General features: G+C 53.2%; 17 protein-coding genes and 1 pseudogene. 12 read left to right on the top strand and 6 right to left on the bottom strand.

Annotation, left to right across the window (positions count from 1 at the left end; all coding sequences use genetic code 11):
- Positions 1–156 precede the first annotated feature (156 nt).
- Positions 157–2,895 (top strand): M16 family metallopeptidase, encoded by a 2,739-nt coding sequence (locus MJ923_RS12125; protein ID WP_240591323.1) that lies wholly within the window; start codon positions 157–159, stop codon positions 2,893–2,895.
- A gap of 64 nt (positions 2,896–2,959) precedes the next feature.
- Here MJ923_RS12125 and MJ923_RS12120 read toward each other — a convergent pair whose 3' ends face one another.
- On the bottom strand, positions 2,960–4,360 hold the full coding sequence (locus MJ923_RS12120; RefSeq protein ID WP_240591322.1) for a S8 family peptidase: 1,401 nt from the start codon (positions 4,358–4,360) through the stop codon (positions 2,960–2,962).
- Between the two features lie 268 nt (positions 4,361–4,628).
- Here MJ923_RS12120 and MJ923_RS12115 point away from each other — a divergent pair, with 268 nt between their 5' ends.
- From MJ923_RS12115 to MJ923_RS12095, 5 genes are all read left to right on the top strand, one after another.
- Positions 4,629–5,024: a GFA family protein gene (locus tag MJ923_RS12115; protein WP_240591321.1), complete on the top strand. Its 396-nt coding sequence runs from the start codon at positions 4,629–4,631 to the stop codon at positions 5,022–5,024.
- Positions 5,025–5,178: 154 nt separating this feature from the next.
- Complete coding sequence (locus MJ923_RS12110; RefSeq protein ID WP_240591320.1) at positions 5,179–6,084, top strand: DUF2167 domain-containing protein; 906 nt, start codon at positions 5,179–5,181, stop codon at positions 6,082–6,084.
- 99 nt (positions 6,085–6,183) lie between these two features.
- Positions 6,184–6,822: a CPBP family intramembrane glutamic endopeptidase gene (locus tag MJ923_RS12105; protein WP_240591319.1), complete on the top strand. Its 639-nt coding sequence runs from the start codon at positions 6,184–6,186 to the stop codon at positions 6,820–6,822.
- A gap of 126 nt (positions 6,823–6,948) precedes the next feature.
- Entirely contained in the window at positions 6,949–7,338 is a 390-nt protein-coding gene (locus tag MJ923_RS12100) for a thioredoxin domain-containing protein (RefSeq protein WP_240591318.1), read from the top strand.
- Between the two features lie 150 nt (positions 7,339–7,488).
- The gene (locus MJ923_RS12095) at positions 7,489–7,863 is read left to right on the top strand and encodes a hypothetical protein (RefSeq protein WP_240591317.1); all 375 of its coding nucleotides are present in this window, start codon (positions 7,489–7,491) and stop codon (positions 7,861–7,863) included.
- 16 nt (positions 7,864–7,879) lie between these two features.
- On the opposite strand, the gene MJ923_RS12090 is transcribed toward MJ923_RS12095, so the two are convergent.
- Positions 7,880–8,479, bottom strand: coding sequence for a pentapeptide repeat-containing protein (locus tag MJ923_RS12090; protein WP_240591316.1), 600 nt, complete (start codon positions 8,477–8,479; stop codon positions 7,880–7,882).
- Between the two features lie 211 nt (positions 8,480–8,690).
- On the opposite strand from MJ923_RS12090, the gene MJ923_RS12085 reads away from it, so the two are divergent.
- Complete coding sequence (locus tag MJ923_RS12085; protein ID WP_240591315.1) at positions 8,691–9,422, top strand: LEM-3-like GIY-YIG domain-containing protein; 732 nt, start codon at positions 8,691–8,693, stop codon at positions 9,420–9,422.
- Between the two features lie 244 nt (positions 9,423–9,666).
- A complete protein-coding gene (locus MJ923_RS12080) occupies positions 9,667–10,158 on the top strand; it encodes a GNAT family N-acetyltransferase (RefSeq protein WP_240591314.1) in 492 nt (163 codons plus the stop codon).
- Between the two features lie 6 nt (positions 10,159–10,164).
- On the opposite strand, the gene MJ923_RS12075 is transcribed toward MJ923_RS12080, so the two are convergent.
- Positions 10,165–10,563 carry a GFA family protein gene (locus tag MJ923_RS12075; RefSeq protein WP_240591313.1) on the bottom strand — a complete coding sequence of 133 codons (399 nt, stop codon included), beginning with the start codon at positions 10,561–10,563 and terminating at the stop codon, positions 10,165–10,167.
- A gap of 165 nt (positions 10,564–10,728) precedes the next feature.
- Between MJ923_RS12075 and MJ923_RS12070 the strand changes: the two genes are divergently transcribed.
- Together MJ923_RS12070 and MJ923_RS12065 are read left to right on the top strand one after the other, a co-directional pair.
- Positions 10,729–11,595: a helix-turn-helix domain-containing protein gene (locus MJ923_RS12070; protein WP_240591312.1), complete on the top strand. Its 867-nt coding sequence runs from the start codon at positions 10,729–10,731 to the stop codon at positions 11,593–11,595.
- 90 nt (positions 11,596–11,685) lie between these two features.
- On the top strand, positions 11,686–12,033 hold the full coding sequence (locus MJ923_RS12065; RefSeq protein WP_240591311.1) for a hypothetical protein: 348 nt from the start codon (positions 11,686–11,688) through the stop codon (positions 12,031–12,033).
- Here MJ923_RS12065 and MJ923_RS12060 read toward each other — a convergent pair whose 3' ends face one another.
- Entirely contained in the window at positions 12,034–13,371 is a 1,338-nt protein-coding gene (locus MJ923_RS12060; RefSeq protein ID WP_240591310.1) for a coproporphyrinogen III oxidase family protein, read from the bottom strand.
- 368 nt (positions 13,372–13,739) lie between these two features.
- On the opposite strand from MJ923_RS12060, the gene MJ923_RS12055 reads away from it, so the two are divergent.
- Both MJ923_RS12055 and MJ923_RS12050 read left to right on the top strand, forming a co-directional pair.
- Positions 13,740–14,174 (top strand): MarR family winged helix-turn-helix transcriptional regulator, encoded by a 435-nt coding sequence (locus tag MJ923_RS12055; protein ID WP_240591309.1) that lies wholly within the window; start codon positions 13,740–13,742, stop codon positions 14,172–14,174.
- Between the two features lie 267 nt (positions 14,175–14,441).
- Positions 14,442–14,864 carry an organic hydroperoxide resistance protein gene (locus MJ923_RS12050; RefSeq protein WP_240591308.1) on the top strand — a complete coding sequence of 141 codons (423 nt, stop codon included), beginning with the start codon at positions 14,442–14,444 and terminating at the stop codon, positions 14,862–14,864.
- A 161-nt stretch (positions 14,865–15,025) separates the two neighbouring features.
- Here the strand turns inward: MJ923_RS12050 and MJ923_RS12045 are convergent.
- Both MJ923_RS12045 and MJ923_RS12040 read right to left on the bottom strand, forming a co-directional pair.
- Positions 15,026–15,142 (bottom strand): annotated as a pseudogene (locus MJ923_RS12045) (formate dehydrogenase subunit gamma); the annotation flags it as partial.
- Between the two features lie 764 nt (positions 15,143–15,906).
- Entirely contained in the window at positions 15,907–17,904 is a 1,998-nt protein-coding gene (locus tag MJ923_RS12040) for an alpha/beta hydrolase family protein (RefSeq protein ID WP_240591307.1), read from the bottom strand.
- Positions 17,905–18,171: the final 267 nt, after the last annotated feature.

Here is an 18,171-nt window from a genome sequence, read left to right as displayed (position 1 = left end):
CGCAGGTGTCATCGTCAACTGTACTTCACGGTAAGGCGGCTATTGGCACCGCTGATAACATTGAAAAAAATTCCGGGTGCTGGCGGTCACGGTGGATCGTTGTTAAGTTGGGATGTTTTACCAAGATTGACCAACAACAACGAAAAGGAAGTCTCCATGACCATCATCCACAAACGGCGCCTCACCGGCATAGCCACGGCGCTGGTACTTGCCCTTGGCACTCTGGGGCCCATTCAGGCATACGCCGACATTCAAAAAGTCACCGAAGTAGAAGGCATCAGCGAATACCGCCTCGATAACGGCCTCAAGGTACTGCTGTTCCCCGATCCAACCAAGGAAACCGTGACCGTTAACGTGACCTATCACGTCGGCTCCAAGCACGAAAACTACGGCGAAACCGGTATGGCGCACCTGCTGGAGCACCTGGTGTTCAAGGGCAGCCCCAAGCACAAAGATATTCCGGCCGAACTGAGCAGCCACGGCGCCCGCCCCAACGGCACCACCTGGACCGACCGTACCAACTACTTTGAAACCTTCGCCGCCACCGAAGAAAACATCGACTGGGCTCTGTCGATGGAGTCAGACCGCATGGTCAACTCCTTCATCGCCAAAAAGGATCTCGACAGCGAGATGACAGTGGTGCGCAATGAGTTTGAACGGGGCGAAAACAGCCCATTCCGCATTACATTGCAGCGCATGCTGGGCTCGGCGTTTGAGTGGCACAACTACGGCAAAACCACCATTGGTGCCCGCTCAGATCTGGAGAATGTCTCCATCGAGCGGCTGCAGGACTTCTATCGCAAGTATTACCAGCCGGACAACGCCACCCTGATTGTGGCGGGTAAGTTCGAACCCAAGGAGATGCTGACCAAGATAGAAAATACCTTCGGCGCCATCCCCAAGCCAAAGCGCACCATAGAGCCACTGTATACTGTTGAGCCAGCGCAGGACGGTGAACGTCAGGTCACAGTGCGCCGCGTGGGTGATGTACAGCTGCTGGGCACCATTTACCACGTGCCACCGGGAGCCCACGAAGACTTCGCCGCCATTGATGTGCTGGGTGAAGTGCTGTCTGCTACCCCCAATGGTCGCCTGCACAAATCACTGGTGGAAAACAAGCTGGCCACCTCGGTGTTTGGCATGAACTTCCAGTGGCAGGATCCGGGCGTCGCCATCTTCCTCGCCGAGCTGGATAAACGTGCCGACATCGACAAGGCTCAGGCCGCAATGCTGCAGACTCTGGAGTCTGTTAACACTACGCCGATTACCGATAAAGAAGTGGAAATCGCCAAGCAGACCCTGCTGAAAAATTTGACTCTGGCATTCAACTCTTCCGAGCGCATCGCGCTGGAGCTGTCTGAATGGCTGGGCATGGGCGACTGGCGTCTGCTGTTCCTTAATCGCGATAGCCTGGAGCAGGTGACTGCCGCCGATGTGCAGCGGGTCGCCGACTATTACCTGACCCAGAATAACCGTACTCTGGGTCGCTTTATCCCCACCGACAAACCCGCTCGGGTAGAAATCCCACTGGTTGCCGATGTGGATGCCCTGGTGAAGGACTACAAGGGCCGCGAGCAAGTGGCACAGGGCGAAGCCTTCGACCCGTCACAGGCCAATATCGATGCCCGCAGCGAGACCCTGACGCTGGACTCAGGCACCGAAGTGACACTGCTGGCCAAAAAGACCCGCGGCGAAGCCGTAGTGGTACGCCTCACCGGCCAGTTTGGTGATCTGCGTAGCCTCACCGGCAAGAACGCCGTGGGCGAGGCCGTAGGTGATATGCTGATGCGCGGCTCAGGCAAATACAGTCGCGAACAGATCAAAGAAGAGCTGGATAAACTGCAGGCCAGCGTCAGTGTGGGCGCCAACAACGGCAACCTGTTTGTGTCGCTGGAAACCACCAAAGCCAACCTGCAACCGGTACTGGCCATCATCACAGATGTGCTTCGTAACCCAAGCTTCCCCGAGAAGGAATTCGACCTCTATAAGGACGAAGTGAAGGTTGCCATTGAGCAGAATCTGCAGGATCCCCAGTCGCTGGCATTCAATGCGCTAAATCGCCATCAGACGCCTTACGGTAAAGATGATCCGCGCTACACCGGCAGCTTCGAAGAGCAACTGGCCGAACTGGACAAGCTGACCTTAAAGCAGGTGAAGCGTTATCACGCCGACTTCTTCAACAGCAAGCAGATGCAGGTTGCGGTAATTGGTGACTTCGACAAGGACGCTACCCTGGCATCACTTAACAGCCTCACCGATGGCTGGAAGAGCAAGCAAGCCTATCAGCGTATTCCATCGCCCTACGTGAAGCTGGATAACAAGCCTGTGATGTTCAATACCCCTGACAAGGAAAACGCCACCTTCGTTGCCTCCATGAGCGTACCCGTAGGCGATATGAGCGCCGATGCGCCCGCGATGGTGCTGGGTAACTACATCCTTGGTGGTGGTTTCCTGAGTTCGCGTCTGGCCACCCGTCTGCGTCAGCAGGATGGTTTGAGCTACGGTGCCGGCTCCTTCTTCTCCATGAGCAGCGAAGACGAGCGCGCCGCCCTGGCCGCCTACGCCATCTGCGCGCCACAAAACCTCGCCAAGGTGGAAATGGGCTTTAAAGAAGAAATCGCCCGCCTGCTGAAAGACGGCTTTACCGCAGAAGAAGTGGAAGCGGCCAAGTCCGGTCTGCTGCAGGGCCGCAAGGTCAGCCGCTCCCAGGACAAAGAGCTGGTGCGTACCCTGGCTGGCAACCTCAAGCTGGATCGCACCATGAGCTTCGATAAGGCCTTCGAAGACAAGCTGGCCGCCCTCACCGCCGAAGACCTGAACAAGGCCTTCCGCAAGTATGTGAAGGTGGATGACTTCGCGCTGATCCGCGCCGGCGATCAAAGCAAAGTGGAATAATCCGCCGCTTAACCAAAACAAAACCGGCCGCAATCGCGGCCGGTTTTTTATGGGCGGAGCAATATCAGTTGGCGGGGGCGTAAGCCTTGCCGTGACCGTAGACATCATCTCGACCGGGCTTGCCCAGATCCTGAGCCAGACGGCGCATTTCCGCTTCCAGCTTTGGCGGATCCATGCGGCCACCGTTGGCGCTCACAATCAGTGCTGCTACACCGGCGGCATGTGGCGAGGCCATAGAAGTACCCACTGACCAGTACCAGCCGCCGTTGCCGGTGGAGAACACAAAGTCAAACACGTAGCAGGAACGGGTCAGACCGGCCACGGTGCAGGGTGAAGTACCGCCTGGGATAAACAGGCTGCTGTAGTCGCCGCCTGGTGCGCCGAAGTGGATTTCTGACTGGCCGAAGTTAGAGTAAATGGCCAGGTTATCCAGATTGGCACCCGGGTTGGCACCCCACAGCTGCGGGCCAAGGGCCGAAACGGCATTCACCGCTGGCAGGCTGGATGGCAGGTGCATCAGGCTGTCGGTTTTATCCAGATCGGTCGCTTCGTTACCGGCAGACGCAAACAGGGTCACACCATGCTGACGGGCATAGGTCGCGGCCTTGGAATAAGCGCCAATAAACTGGGCAATACCGTCTTTGCCGCCCACGTCATAACGAATGTCGTCAGAGGTATCGTAGGGGGTGTCGTTCACATCGAACAGGCCATTGCGGCGCACCGCCAGCCCCAGGCTCATGTTGATTACGTCTACATCATTGTCGGCGGCATAAACCATAGCCTGCATGGTGCCATAGGAGCTGCCGCGGCCAGTGTCGGCCGACAGCACCTTGAGGATCACCAGTTCCGCTTCAGGGGCAATACCGATGGAGCCAATACCGTTATCGGCGGCGGCAATAGTACCTGCGGTGTGGGAGCCGTGGTTGGAGGTGGTGGTACCGGCGTAATCCCAAGCTTCACCGTCGATAAAGGAGCGGCTCAGCGCGGCATTGATGTTGGGAGCCAGATCCGGATGGTCGCCATCGGCACCGCTGTCCAGCACCGCCACACGGGCGCCCTGACCACGGTAACCGGCGTTCCAGGCATCCACGGCGCCTACCGCCACGTGACCCCATTGCAGGTCGAAGAAGCGATCGTTATCGCCGCTGGCAGGTGGATTGCCGTAACCGGCATCCATGCTGACGGTCAGCTCCTGGGCATTGACCATGGCGTCGGCCACTTCTGGCACAAAGGCCGTGGCATCAGGCACCAGCGCCAGGCCAGTTGCAGAGGCTGCATCAACCGAGCCAAAGGCCACCTGACACACACCAATTTGCGGAATACAGCTCTTGAGCACACCACCTTTGGCGGCGACCTCAGCGGCCACTTTTTGCTGATCAAACTTGCCGTTTACATCAAGAATGAAATCCATCCCATAGGCCTGGCCGGCACAGAGTACGGCCATGGCGAGCAGTGTCTTTTTCATGTTGCGTCCTTGAATTATGGTTATTGTCACGACAGTGGACATCACCGGGCACAACAGTCCAGGGAAGCGCACCCCTAAGACACCGGACCTACTGCAGCTGCCTTAGCATTACCCGAATGACCCACACAATACAACTCCGCTCAGTGTGTCGGAACAAGGCACCCTACCAATGGCTGAGGCTAAACCATCGTTTATACTGAAAAAATTCCCCGGGGTTGCCCAAAGCCTGTTCCCGCCGTAACTTATTGCTGTTCAGGGGGGACGCAAAATGATTAAACTGGTCGGCAATACCGTCATCAAAGACAAGCACATCGCCAGTTGCCACTGCGGCGCTGTGGTGCTGGAACTTTCACTGCCCGACGGCATAGTGTCGCCCCGTCACTGCAACTGCTCCATGTGTCGTCGTCGCGGCGCCGTGGTGGCCAGCGTGCCGCTGTCGGGGCTCAAGATCCTCAAAGGCCAGGACGCCCTGCGCCAATACCAGTTCAACACCCACACCGCCAGACACTTCTTTTGCGGCCATTGCGGTATTTACACCCACCACCAGCGCCGCTCCAATCCTGCCGAATTTGGCTACAACGTCGGTTGCCTGGAAGGGGTAGATCCCTTCCTGCTGGGTCCGATTGCTGTGGCCGATGGCGTGCATCACCCGTCTGACAGATAACCCCAGCGCCCACGCCAATCAAAAGTTGCAAAAATTGCATGCGTTAACGTAAAAACTCCAGTAGCATCTTTTTCAGACAGTTACTGTCGTTACGCCTGAAATCCGACAATCCGCGTGGGGACGCGAGATTGTCTTTTTCTTCAAGGATGAACCTATGAAAAAGACCAAGATCTACGGCCTTTCGGCCGCCCTTTTGTGTGTATCCGTTTTACCCGCCGCCTTCGCCGAAGGCACAGACACCACCGAACTGACCGAAGAGCAGCAGTACCAGGCCTGGGCCGAGTCTTTCTTAAGCGAAATCAGCCCGCAAAAAGGCACCATCACCCTGCCCGGCGGCATCGCCACCCTGGAAGTGCCTGAAAACTTCTACTACCTGAGCCCCGAAGACAGTGCCCGGGTATTGGTGGAAGCCTGGGGCAACCCGGAAGATGAACTCAATCTGGGGATGTTGTTCCCGGCCAACTACAGCCCGCTGGACATGGCCGCCTGGGGTGTGACCATCGACTACGAGGCCGAAGGCTATGTGTCCGATGAAGACGCCGCCGATATCGACTACGGCGATCTGCTCAAAGAGATGCAGGGCGACACCCGCGACATCTCCAAAGAACGGGTAAAGATGGGCTACGAGCCAATCGAGCTGGTCGGCTGGGCTACGCCGCCATCCTACGATCCGGCCAATCACAAGCTGTACTGGGCCAAGGAAATCAAGTTTGGCGACGCCGATGAGAACACCCTTAACTACAACGTTCGGGTGCTGGGCCGTCAGGGCGTGTTGGTGATGAACTTTGTGGCCAATATGTCGCAGCTGGGCGAAATCGAAGCCTCCCGGGACGAAGTGTTGGCACTGGCCAACTTCAACGACGGCAACAAGTACAGCGACTTCAACCCGGAATACGACAAGGTCGCCGCCTACGGCATTGGTGGCCTGATTGCGGGTAAGGCTCTGGCCAAGACAGGCTTTCTTGCCGCCGCACTTATCCTGCTGAAAAAATTCTGGTTTATCATACTTCTGCCCTTTATTTGGCTGAAAAACCTGATCTTCAGAAAAAAAGACGCTTAAGACCCATTCGAGCCCCGCAAAGCGGGGCTTTTTATTGCAACACACCGCAGCGGTGACGGCCATGTGCTAATTTTTACAGGTACCCCTGTGAGATTCGCCATGACCAGAACCTTGCTGCGCTGGGCAGAATTTGTGTGCGTGTTTGTGCTGCTGCCCATTACCGCTTTTGTTTTCCGCGAGCCGCTGAAAGCTTGGCTGCTGCCTATTTTGTGCCTGCTGGCGCTGGGGTGCCTGCTGCTGATCCTCACCGATGAGCGCTTTAAACGTTTTCGGCTTACCAACTACGGGGCCATACGACCCCAGGCCAGAGTGGCGGCCGGTACTTTTGCTGCCGGTGCCATGGCATCGCTGCTGATTTTTGCCCTCTGGCTGCCGGACAAACTGTTCAGCCTGCCACTGAGCGAACCCCTTGGCTGGCTGCTGCTGATAGCCATCTATCCGCTGTTTTCGGTGATCCCTCAGGAGCTGATATTCCGCACTTACCTGTTTCACCGCTTCAAGGGCATTATGCCCGCCAAGCGGGTAAGGGTGTTGGTGAGCGCTGCGGTATTCGCCCTCGCCCACATTATCTACGCCAACTGGATTGCCGTGGCGCTGGCCTTTGTCGGTGGTCTGCTGTTTGCCCAAACCTATGCCAGCTCGCGCTCCACCGCCGCCTGCGTGCTGGAACACAGCCTTTGGGGTCTGTGGCTGTTCACCCTAGGCGCAGGTCAGTACCTGACGTTGCAGGCTCAGTAGTAAATTCCCGCCAATTGGCGACAGCACTAACCGAGCCAACTGGAAGTTGGACAAAAACAATGATAAAAGGTTGATTGGGCTTCCATTTTTGCAGCCAGCGTCTTTGCATTTTTAAAGGAATAAATCATGCTGAAGAAACTTATAGTTATCGGAATTCTTGGGTACGCTTCCTACAAAATTTGGCTTGATATTAAGCCACAGCCCGCCTTAGCACCTCTTTACTCCGAGCCCTACACCATTGTTTATGGTCGCGATACCTGCGGCAATACTCAAAGTATGCTCAAAGCACTGCGCCGGGAAGGCATAGCCTACGACTATCGCAATGTTGATGACCCCTTGGTTGCCGATGATTTGCATTCAAGAATGGAACATCAGGGGCTAGATACACGCCGATACATGCTCCCGGTCATTGAGCAAACAACCATCAATGGGGCTGGAAAAATTACAGAGCCTCAGATGAGCACCAATCCTGAGCAAATGAGCATAATAGCGGTAGCATTGAGTAACGGATCTTAGCTGGCATCGTTTGGCTTATTGGCATCACGCTTATGGGACGCTCAAAAAACTCAATACGGCTTGATAAATCACTGTTTAAATGTTTTTTGCATTTGAGCACAGAATAGTTTCGACGCAGCGAAGCGTGTGATCGAAATAATAAGAAGCACCATGGAAGAACAAATATTTACGAAGCTTATTGGATTTCTCTCCAGAGTTCCCGCCATACATGGCGCCATAGGGAAAGGATTAGATGAGCATGGTCATTGGTGGGTTAAATTCCGAATAGAAACTCATCACGAGTATGCTTGGCATACAGTGCAGGAGTTGGGGCATATACTTAATTACCTAACTCTCAACGAGCGTTTACCAACTTCTTTTAAACCTATTTCGCCACCACCGTATATGAATGGCGGGCCGGAAGAGTTTTTGTCGTGGGTGATTGAAAGTAATGACTCTGACTTTACTCCAGACATTTGCGCCAAATGGCTTGAAGGGCGACTCCCGAACCCCGTTGAGGATTTGGAACAGTGGGCTGACAACTAACTCTCAGGAAACCGGACTAATCCACCAGCTCGATACCGAGCGACTCAAGCAGACTCAGGGCCTCGAAACGCGAAAACTTGGCGCCCGTGAGAGTGTTCTCAAGCACATTGATACTAACGCCTTCCGAGCCGCTGAAATCGGCACGGCTTAAATTGGTCTGCACGAACAGGCTGCCGGTGAAATCATTTTGGGTGAAACTGGCGGCGCTGAAATTGCCTTGGCGAAAATCCACCTCCTGCACCCGGCATTCATCAATAGCCAGCTGCTGCAGTGTCAGACTGTAAAATGACGAGTCGTTCAGGATGCACTGCTGGAATGTCAGCTCAAAATCCTTATGAAAATCAGGCCAGTCAGCTCGGGTCCAGTCAACACCAATCAGTTTGCTTTCAACAAAAGTCACCCCAAACAGGCGGCTGGCGGCAAATACCGCAAGACTGAGGTTGCAGCGCTCAAAGCGGCACTGGTTGAAGCGGCAGTTTTGAAAACGGGCAGCCGAAAAGTCGCAATCTGCAAACAGGCAATCTTCGAACTCGATATCCCGAAAGCTGGCGTGTGCCATATCGCACTGCTCAAAGGTGGCATCGAAATACTGCTCACCATCGCTGAAATCCGTCATATTCGCTCCACCGTTTTGGTCAATGGCGCATCTTTAGCAAATGCAGCAACATCCGTCACCCTCTGATTGACGCAAGCCCCCTCACTTCGGGCAATTTGCCGCCAAACCACGCAATGCAGTGCTGATTCTGTGATGCAGCAAGCTTACCCGCAGCCCCCAAGACAGTATGGTTGCGGCCCTGACTCCCCGCGACCAAACATCAGGAAACCGAGTGCAACGGCCAGACATAGATTCATTCCCACCCGAAGTGATCCACAAACTGAATTACTACGTGTATCGACTTATCGACCCACGGAACGGTGAAACCTTTTACATCGGCAAGGGCAAAGGTAACCGGGTGTTTGCCCATGCCAGCGGCAATATTGAGGACGATGCCTTATCGGAAAAGGGATCAAGGATCAGAGAGATAAAACTGGCGGGTTTTGAGGTTGCCCATGTGATCCACAGACATGGGATGGATGAGAAAACCGCCTTTGAAGTGGAGGCGGCGCTGATCGACGCGTACCCCGGCATTACCAATGTGATGGATGGTCACGGCAACGGTGATTTCGGCGCCATGCATTCGCGGGAAATCATTCAGCGCTACTCGGCGCAAACCGCCGAATTTGATCACAAGGCACTGCTTATCAGCATCAATCGCAGCGCGCTGAACTCGTCGGTGTATGAGGCAACCCGTTTCGCCTGGCGCCTGAGTCTTAAAAAGGCGCAGCAAGCGGAGCTGATCCTGGCCACGGTGCAGGGGATGATTGTCGGTGTGTATGTGGCCGACCGCTGGCTCAGTGCCAGCGGCGAGCACTTTCCCGGCCGGGAAACGATTGAAGGCCGCTACGGCTTTGTCGGCCACGAAGCACCAGCAGAATTACAGTCACACTATTTGGGCAAACGGATTCACGACAGTTTCCGAAAACGCGGCGCATCCAATCCCATCAAATACACCTGGTAATGGGCAGGCGCGGCTGCGCGCCCATCCACAGCCAAGCGTGCCTGCAGGTATTGGAGTTCGGCAAAATAGCCCCGATGCCTATGACAAGCTGATTGGCCTCTACCGCAGATTTACCCTGCGGCAGGATCCTGAGTATTTTGCAGTATCCTGTAAATCGCCAGCAAGGCTTTGAAAGTAAATGGCAGTAAGATAAAACGGATACGAATCAGCATTTTTCGCGCTGCGAATAAAAAGGCAAATACCGATGGCAACATTAACTGCGCCAACAGCCAGCGACTACCTCGAGTTAGCCAGCTGGATAGCCGATGCCGAGCAGGCACGCCGCTGGGCCGGGCCCAATCTGCCCTATCCCTTTACTGCCGATTCGCTTGAGGCCTTACTGGCACTGCCGGGCATTAACGTCAGCAGCTTCTGTCTGGTGGATGCACGGGGCATGTGCGGCTTTGGCCAGTTTTGGCAGCCGCTCCCAGCAGCAGTTTCAGCATCTGCTGCGATTGAAAACAGCGTGCACCTGGGCAGGATTATCATCTCGCCCCACCAACGTGGCCGCGGCCTTGGCCGGGCGTTAATAGAACAGCTGATTACCAAAGCCATTGAGGTCACAGCCGCCAGCGCCATAACGTTAAGGGTGTATCGCAGCAACCTCGCCGCCGCCACGCTCTACAGTCAGCTTGGCTTTGTGGCTGTGGATGCGCTTTCCAATGAAGAGCTGCTGTTTATGGTACTGCGCCGATAAACCGGGTTACTCGTCCGGTCCGGCATCCAGATAGCACGGCAAACCGTCGGCCAAATGCAGCCACGGCCGCTGACTCTGGCACCAAATGTGGTATTCGGGGGTCACAGCGTCGGGGTCATCCAGGGAGCCAAGCGTAATGTCTACCCGCTGCGGCTGACGCTGGGCCCGAAACGCAATTTGGGTGCCGCACTCGGGGCAAAACTCCCGCTGATAATCGCCGCTGGATTTAAACGCCCTCACCTTACCTGAGGTGTAACGCAGCCCGCCGAAGGGCAGTGTTAACCACGCCAGCGCAGGCGCGCCACTTGAGCGCTGGCACTGGCGACAATGGCAGAAACCCGCATCAATGGGCTCACCATCCAGCGCGTAACGAACGTAACCACAAAGACATCCACCGGTCAGCATAGCTGCGTCTCCGTCAACAGTAACTTGCCGCCATTGTTGTCACGCCTCACCCGGGTTGTCCACCAGCACGCCTGTTGCCTTGCCCGGAGCCGTTAACTGCGCAAGAAAAGGTGAGACGCCAGCGTCGCGGCACTTTAAAGTGAACAGCAGTGACGGGAGGGACAAGTGAACTGGACAGCACGCATTACGGCAGCAATTCATTACATTGAAGCCAATCTTGGCGAAGACATTCCATTGCAAACCATAGCGGCAGCGGCCTGCGCCTCGCCTTTTCATTTTCAGCGCGTTTTTTATGCCTTGGTGGGCGCCTCCCCAACCGAGTACGCCAGACGCCGACGCATGACCTTGGCCGGAACCCTGCTGCGGACCAGCAACAAAAACGTGATTGAGATAGCAGCCGAGCTGGGTTATCACTCACCCAACGCCTTTACCCGAGCCTTCAGGCAGTTCCACGGTTGCACCCCAAGCGAGGGCAGACGCCCCGACGTAACACTTCGCAGCGTCCCTCAGGCACGCATTTCATCCAAGGAGCAAGACGTCATGGAATACAGGATCATCAATAAACCGGCATTTGTGCTCGCCGGAAAAAGTCAGCAATTTACCCTGGAGAGCTTTTTTCAGCAGGGCCCGGCATTTTGGAAAGACTATGTGGCCACAGCTGCCTATCAGGCGCTGTGGCAATTGAACGCAGGACAGGCAGGCCCGGTTTCCGGCGCAACTATGATGTCGGCTTATTTCCCAACAAACACTGACAACAGGGAAGATTTTATCGACGTGCTGGGGGTGGAGTGCCCTGGGGATGCAGCCGCGTTTGAGCAATTTACCGTGCCCGCTGCAACCTACGCTGAGTTTAATTGCAGTTATAAAGAATCAAAAAACTTAAACCGGCAGATATATGGCGAGTGGTTTGATGCCACCGGCTATGAAAGGGATGAAGATTGCCCCGATATAGTCGCCTACTTTCCGCTGCCATTTAGGCCAATGGGTGAGATGCAGGTTCGTTGGTGGATCCCACTGAAACAGCGCTGCTGATATTCCCCGGCAAAGCCGTATCGACCAGGTATTGATGTGGTTTACGGCTCAGCGAGCCTGACTGAGTAGCTCAAGGAGAAGAGGAAACCCATGGCTGTTGTGATGATTTACGGCTTTTCCGGTCACTATCGCGGAGAGTCTGAGTACCAATGGCATGCGCCTGAGCCAGGTAGCAGGCACAAATGTATGCTGTTCCTGCGGCAAATCGAAGAAATTGACGATGCCGAAGCAGCCATCAGCGAAGCCCGAAAATACGGCTTCACTGAACTAACCAATATCAGCTGTGGCAGGTTGCAAATTGAAGTACTGAACACAGACAAATACCGCGACTTCGCAGGATTTTATGAAGAAGCGCTCAATGACGGCAGCGCGCTGCTGTTCTATCCCAATCAGGCCAGCGCCGAGTCAGCCGCAACCACAAATACAAGCAAACCTTAGCTACATATCACACGACTTCAATGGCTTACGCAGCTGGGCGCGCACGTTGTCCATGCCGGAGTAAAACTCTTTCATCATCAGCAGCCCCATCAGGTTGCCGTTGTCGGTGATGATAAGCTCCTCTGGATTGGCCGGGTCGTTTTTCAGCGCGCCTATCAGCTTCATGGCGGTCATTTCTTTAAACAGCGCAGTATCGAGGTTTACCCCAAAGGTGTCGCGAAAATACTGGCGCGACAGGCGGCCGGAGAATAACCCCAGCAGGAAGCGGTACTGCATGATGGCCTTGGTATCGTAGCGCTTTTGCTGCTCGACGCTCATCTTGCCCGCCTCGATGCGTTCCTGATATTTGCGCAGCGAGAAGGTGTTCACATACAGAGTATCGCCAAGGAAGCTGAACGAGCCCGAACCCACCCCAAGATATTCATCATAATCAATCACGTACTCATCAAACCCCTCGTCGTTGGCCTTACCGAAGGCCCAGCTCGACAGCTGGTTGTACTGGCCGCGCAAACTGGTGAGGATTTGACTGTACTGCCGGGCCAGATCCGCCTGGGGCGCCGCCAGCGTGCCTTTTACGCTCTTACGGGTCTGGTGGGTGATCATCAGCGGGTAAGTGGTAATTTGCCGAGGGTCCAGGCGGCGCGCCATGTCGAGGTCACGCTGAATAATCTCTTCGCTCTGGCCACGGAAGCCAAAAATCAAATCCACATTGATAATCGGAAACAGCTCCTTGGCCGCCTGAATACGGTCGAAGGTTTGCAGCCCAGAGCCAAACTTCTCGAAGCGATCGGTCATCTTTAAGATGCCATCATCAAAGCTCTGCACTCCGATGGACATGCGGTCCACCAAGCCCTTGAGCTGACGAAATTCGGGGCTTGCCAGGTGGCGCGGGTCTGACTCGCAGGACACTTCCTTAATCGACGGAAACAGCAGCCGCGCATGCTCAATAGTGCGGGCCAGCTCGTCTTCCAGCACTGTGGTGGTGCCGCCGCCTATGTACATGGACTCAAAATCGTAGCCAAGTTCTTTGGCCATTGTCATTTCTTTGCGCAGCGAAATGAAATAGGCGCGCGCCTTATCCTCTTTAAAGGTAAAGCGGTGGAAAGTGCAGTAAGAACAGAGGGTATGGCAAAAAGGCACATGGGCGTACAGCATGTACTTTTTGCCGGGCACAGGCGCGGGCATGGTATCGACGGACAGGGTATCGAGCCGCAGATTGCGGTCGACATAGAAGTTCATCACCCGCTCAGCAGTGCTCAGCAGCCAGTCAGGCAAACTGATATCGACACGGGCCTCGGCGGCCTTGGAGATGGCTAGGGTGCTGCTGTTGCTGGTCATAGGGCTTCCTGTCAAAGATCATTCGAAATGGATCTTTTTGATAATCAAAAAGAAGATTCCGAAACTGCGTCCCTAAGACTACCCCCTTTGATATAGGCAAAACGTGAGCTGTTACGGATTTGCCCAAGCTACCAGAGTCCACCAACGGTTTTTGTTAAGCAGCGCATATTTTAGCCATGCTGAATACACAGTTTGTTTATTCAGCGCTTACAAACGAGAAACATAAGCTCGCCCGTAAGACGGCCGCGTAAAATGAGGCACAGGCAAGATGCCAAATCTCCATTCCAGGCCGGGTCCTGTCGTGGCTTTTGCCCGTCCCGGTCGCATTTGCTATAGTGCCGCCAGACAAGTCAGTGAAGATAAAAGCCATGCCCAGCCATCAACGCCTGCTTCTGGACAACCAGCTCTGTTTTGCCCTCTACTCCACCTCGCTGGCGATGACCTCACTCTACAAACCACTGCTGGAGCCACTGGGCCTGACGTACACTCAGTACCTCATTATGCTGATCCTCTGGGAGCAGGATGGAATGGGCCTCAAGGACATAGCCGAGCGTCTCGGGCAACAATCGGGCGCCCTGACCCCCGTCATCAAGCGCCTGGAGAGTCAGGGGCTGGTACACAGGCGCCGCAGTGATGAGGATGAGCGCTCTCTGGTGATTTCTCTGACCGAAGCAGGCAAGACCATGGAGCAACAGGCCCTTGAGGTGAACCAATGCATCATCAGCCACTGCGGTATGGAAGTCCCTGAGCTGCAAGCGCTCAAGCAGCTGCTGAACGACCTGCGCCACAAACTCGGCAGCTGACCCTGCTATTTCCCGCCGCCTCACCAGGCTGCGACAACGTCACAATGCTCAACTCCTGTCGGCCAACTCATATGTGATCCTGCTCACATTGCGGGCGTTCTTTCACTTTGCGCAGCAATTTTAACTTGCACACACTTAGTTATTGCGATAACTTTGTCACCAAGGCGCCGGAATGGCTTTTTATTTCAGGATATAGTTATCGCAATAACTAATCCAAAGATGTGGCTAAACGAACGCAACCAGACACCCATTTAAAGAGGAATACTTATGAACGCACTGTACAATACCAGCGCCACTTCTATCGGTGGACGCGAAGGAAAATCTGCGTCCGACGATGGTCGCCTGAGTGTCAACCTCAGCACCCCCAAGGCCCTGGGTGGCAATGACGGTCCGGGCACCAATCCAGAGCAGCTATTTGCCGCCGGTTATTCCGCCTGTTTTATCGGCGCACTCAAATTTGTCGCCGGTCAGGACAAGCTGCGTCTGCCAAACGAACCCGAGGTTACGGCAAAGGTTGGCATTGGTGCCAACCCCAAGGGCGTGGGCTTTGCCATCAGTGTGGAGCTGGGCGTCAAGCTTGCGGGTCTGGAGCCAGCTCTGGCTCAAGCCTTGATTGAAAAGGCGCACCAGGTATGCCCCTACTCCAACGCCACCCGCGGTAACGTGGATGTGACCCTGAGTCTTATCTGAGCCTCAACAAGAAAAAGATGGGACAGCCGCAATACTTCTCTTGCGGCCTGGCTCAATCAACTCAAAGCAGCCCAAGCAGAAATTGAGTCCCCGTTGCTGCAAGCAACAAAAAGCCCCGCAATCGCGGGGCTTTTCAGTTTCAAAGGTGAAGGACGAAGTCCTTACTCCTGATATTTAAGAGTGCCATTCTTTTTGATTTCATCAAACCACAAATTGTGGTGCTGGGTAGCCCAGTTCTCGTCACAGTAACCCGACACCATACACTCCATACCGCCCTCTGGCTTTGCCAACAATTATGGGTTTCTTCGATACCCTGAGGCTTTGTTGCCAAGCTTCTTGGCCAAAATCGTTGAGCTTCGCCCCCCAGTTCAGGTGGGGAGTTTTATTATCCAAGCTTCGCTTGGCAGAAGATCGTGGGCTTTCAGCCCAGACCCGGGCAAAATGCTTTGCTTGCCCAAAGCACTCTGTACTCGAAAGAGCACCCCAACCAACGCTGACAGCTCCTCAGGCTTATGCCGAAAATTGGCGAACGCGACAGACGCTCGGCTTTACATCCATGTAAATCCATCCCGGTTCGGCGTCTGTACCTCGCGCTCGTGAGCTTGCAACTGCATAACACTCGCCCCAGATTCAACCGGTGCTGATCAGGAGTCCCTATGCCGTAAAGGGCAGGACGCCCGTGAACGGCCATGCCTCGCTACGCCATTTTCAGCAACACCCTCGGCAGCGTCGAACGGGGACTATGTGCAACCAGCCCCCCAGTGAACGAGTTATGCCAGTCCTCATAGAGCAACAAGGTGCAGCTAACTGCCAGAAGTGACTTTGCTGACCGAAATCATCCAAACCAACTTATCAGAGATTTTCTGAGATTTGACATCGCTGAAACCGGTCAAAGACAGTCATCAAGCCAAACAATCGCTTTTAAATCAATTATTTAACCAAGCAAAACGCGCCAATAATATCTATAGCCCTCCGCGTGAGGTCTTAATTAAATCTTCGCACCACGCGAAATAATCTTGGGTGTCCTCATAGAGCTTTTCAGTCATTCACCTAGGTAGATTTTAAGGAATTGATCCACCTCCTGAAACACTCTGGCAGCACTATCTTTATTAATAAACGGGTTATGACCGGTGTCAGTCAATTCGACAAACTTAAAGTCTTTCTTTGACTTCTTCAGTGCCTTAACCATACCTTCTGCCTGTGCGATGGGCACAACTTGATCTCTGTCACCTGCGATAATCAACAGTGGCAAGGCGACTTTGGATGCAAGCAACGCAGGTGAATTATCATCGAGCATTTTTGAGTCTTGAATAGGATGACCAATACGCTCATATAGTATTTCTTCGATTTGGTCTTCGTTAATCTTTGCGGAGTCCATATCGAAAGCTATTTGATCTTTTAAGTGAGTCACGCCATTAATACTTATTCCACAACGATAAAGCTCGGGGGTTTTAATAGTGCCGATCAGAGCAGCATAGCCGCCATAAGATACCCCTACGATGCACACTCGAGACTTATCGGCATAACCGTTTTTGGTCATATAGGTTACAGCGTCTGAGACATCATCCTGCATTAAACGCCCCCACTGCTTATAGCCCGCTTTTTCAAACTCTAAGCCATAGCCGGTGGAACCACGAAAGTTTGGTTGAATGACGATGTACCCCCGAGTAGCCATGTACTGGGCAAAGATATCGAAACTGGCACTATCGCGTGAATGTGGACCACCATGAGGCAAAACCACCATGGGATAGGCTTTGGTGTCATCATAATTAGGTGGAAATAATAAGTACATGCGCAACTTTTGGCCATCTCTGGCGATATAGTTTACCTTGGCTGGCAACCCCAAGTTTTCAGGAATGAGGTGATTGTGCACATTCCCAATCCAGGTCAAGACTTGTGATTTAAAATCATACACATAAAACTTACCAAGATGATCAGCACCACTACTCCTTACAACCGCCCGATTTGTGCTGGAGCTTGATGCCCAAAAAGCGAAATTATTATGTCCTATTTCCTCAGCGACCTTGTCATAATGAGCCTGATAGTTCTTATCCAAATATACGTTGCGGATCAAATCTCGCTGCACCTGATACCCCAAATACTCACCTGAAAAGGAATCAAACATGGGAGAATAAATATCTTCCCCTGGCAAAAAAGCCACTAACTGCTTATCTTTGCTTCCCTTTTTGTACTTTACTATTTCAAAATAGCCACTCAATTCATTTCGCTTTCGATAAATCAGCTCCCCCTCTTTGCCTATCCCCATCAGGCCTTCAAAATCGAACTCATCATCATCACCCTGCTCAAAATAAATGTGGTCTATAGCTATCCATTCACGCTCTTGGGTATATTCGTAAACTTTGACACTGCGACTATTGCCGTAATAATCAAGCCGGAAAGTGGGCTGTCCATTGTTGTCTGTTAATATACTGTAGGTACGAGCTCCCCCCTTAAACGCTACTTGGCCCTTGCCTGTGTAAACATCTACCTTCATTATTTCTAGGCCATCATAGCCCCAAGCAGGCATTAATATATGTTTGTCATCTCCTGCAAGCAAATTGGAAATTTTTGACAGGTTCAAGTTCCTTCGATTGTAATTTTTGTGGTTGAGCAAAATCACCTTATCTTGGCAGTAAATATTCATGGAGATAGATCGCCTGAAGTAATCATACTCATCTAAATCAAATCCAGGGTCTGTTTCAGCCTTCTTCTTTAACTGGGAGATATGCTCATAAGGCACCATTAGGTTCACTATCAAGCGAGAGTTGTTGGCCCAACTGATAGAGTCAGCTCGAATAAATTCATCCTGCAAAACGCCGGTAATAGGTGCCCCTTCTTGCGAAAAGTCCCTGATAATTACATCACGACTTTTACCATCATTACGGATAAATGCCAGATATCTGCCATCTGGTGAAAACTCCGCATCGATTAAGAGTGGATCATTTACGAAATCGTCTATTGTTAACTGTGTATATGCATTCGCCACTGAGCTCGCCAACATCCATACCAGCGTTAGCATTAGCGCCATTAACACTTTCATGTATTTTCATCCTTAACCAGTGTTTGTTAGAGTTCGACTGCTACGACCTGTCCATTCGCAACAAGAAAATAATAAAAACACTTACCAAATAAATACGCAAGGTATGGTTCTTGTTTAAATACGTGGAAACTCGCATGAATTTTCGAAGAATATGACTAAAGGGAAGTTAAGGTTGGAGAATGCGCTTAGTTTGAGTTTCACCTTCCTATTGAATCAGTACACGCAATCAAAGACATATCCCCTTCCCCATCGGTGCCGCCGACAAGC

It is taken from the genome of Shewanella zhuhaiensis (assembly GCF_022484835.1).
GTDB classification, from domain to species: Bacteria; Pseudomonadota; Gammaproteobacteria; order Enterobacterales; family Shewanellaceae; genus Shewanella; species Shewanella khirikhana.
The sequence above is the reverse complement of the archived record's forward strand: the minus strand, read 5'-3'. Positions and strand labels throughout refer to the sequence as shown.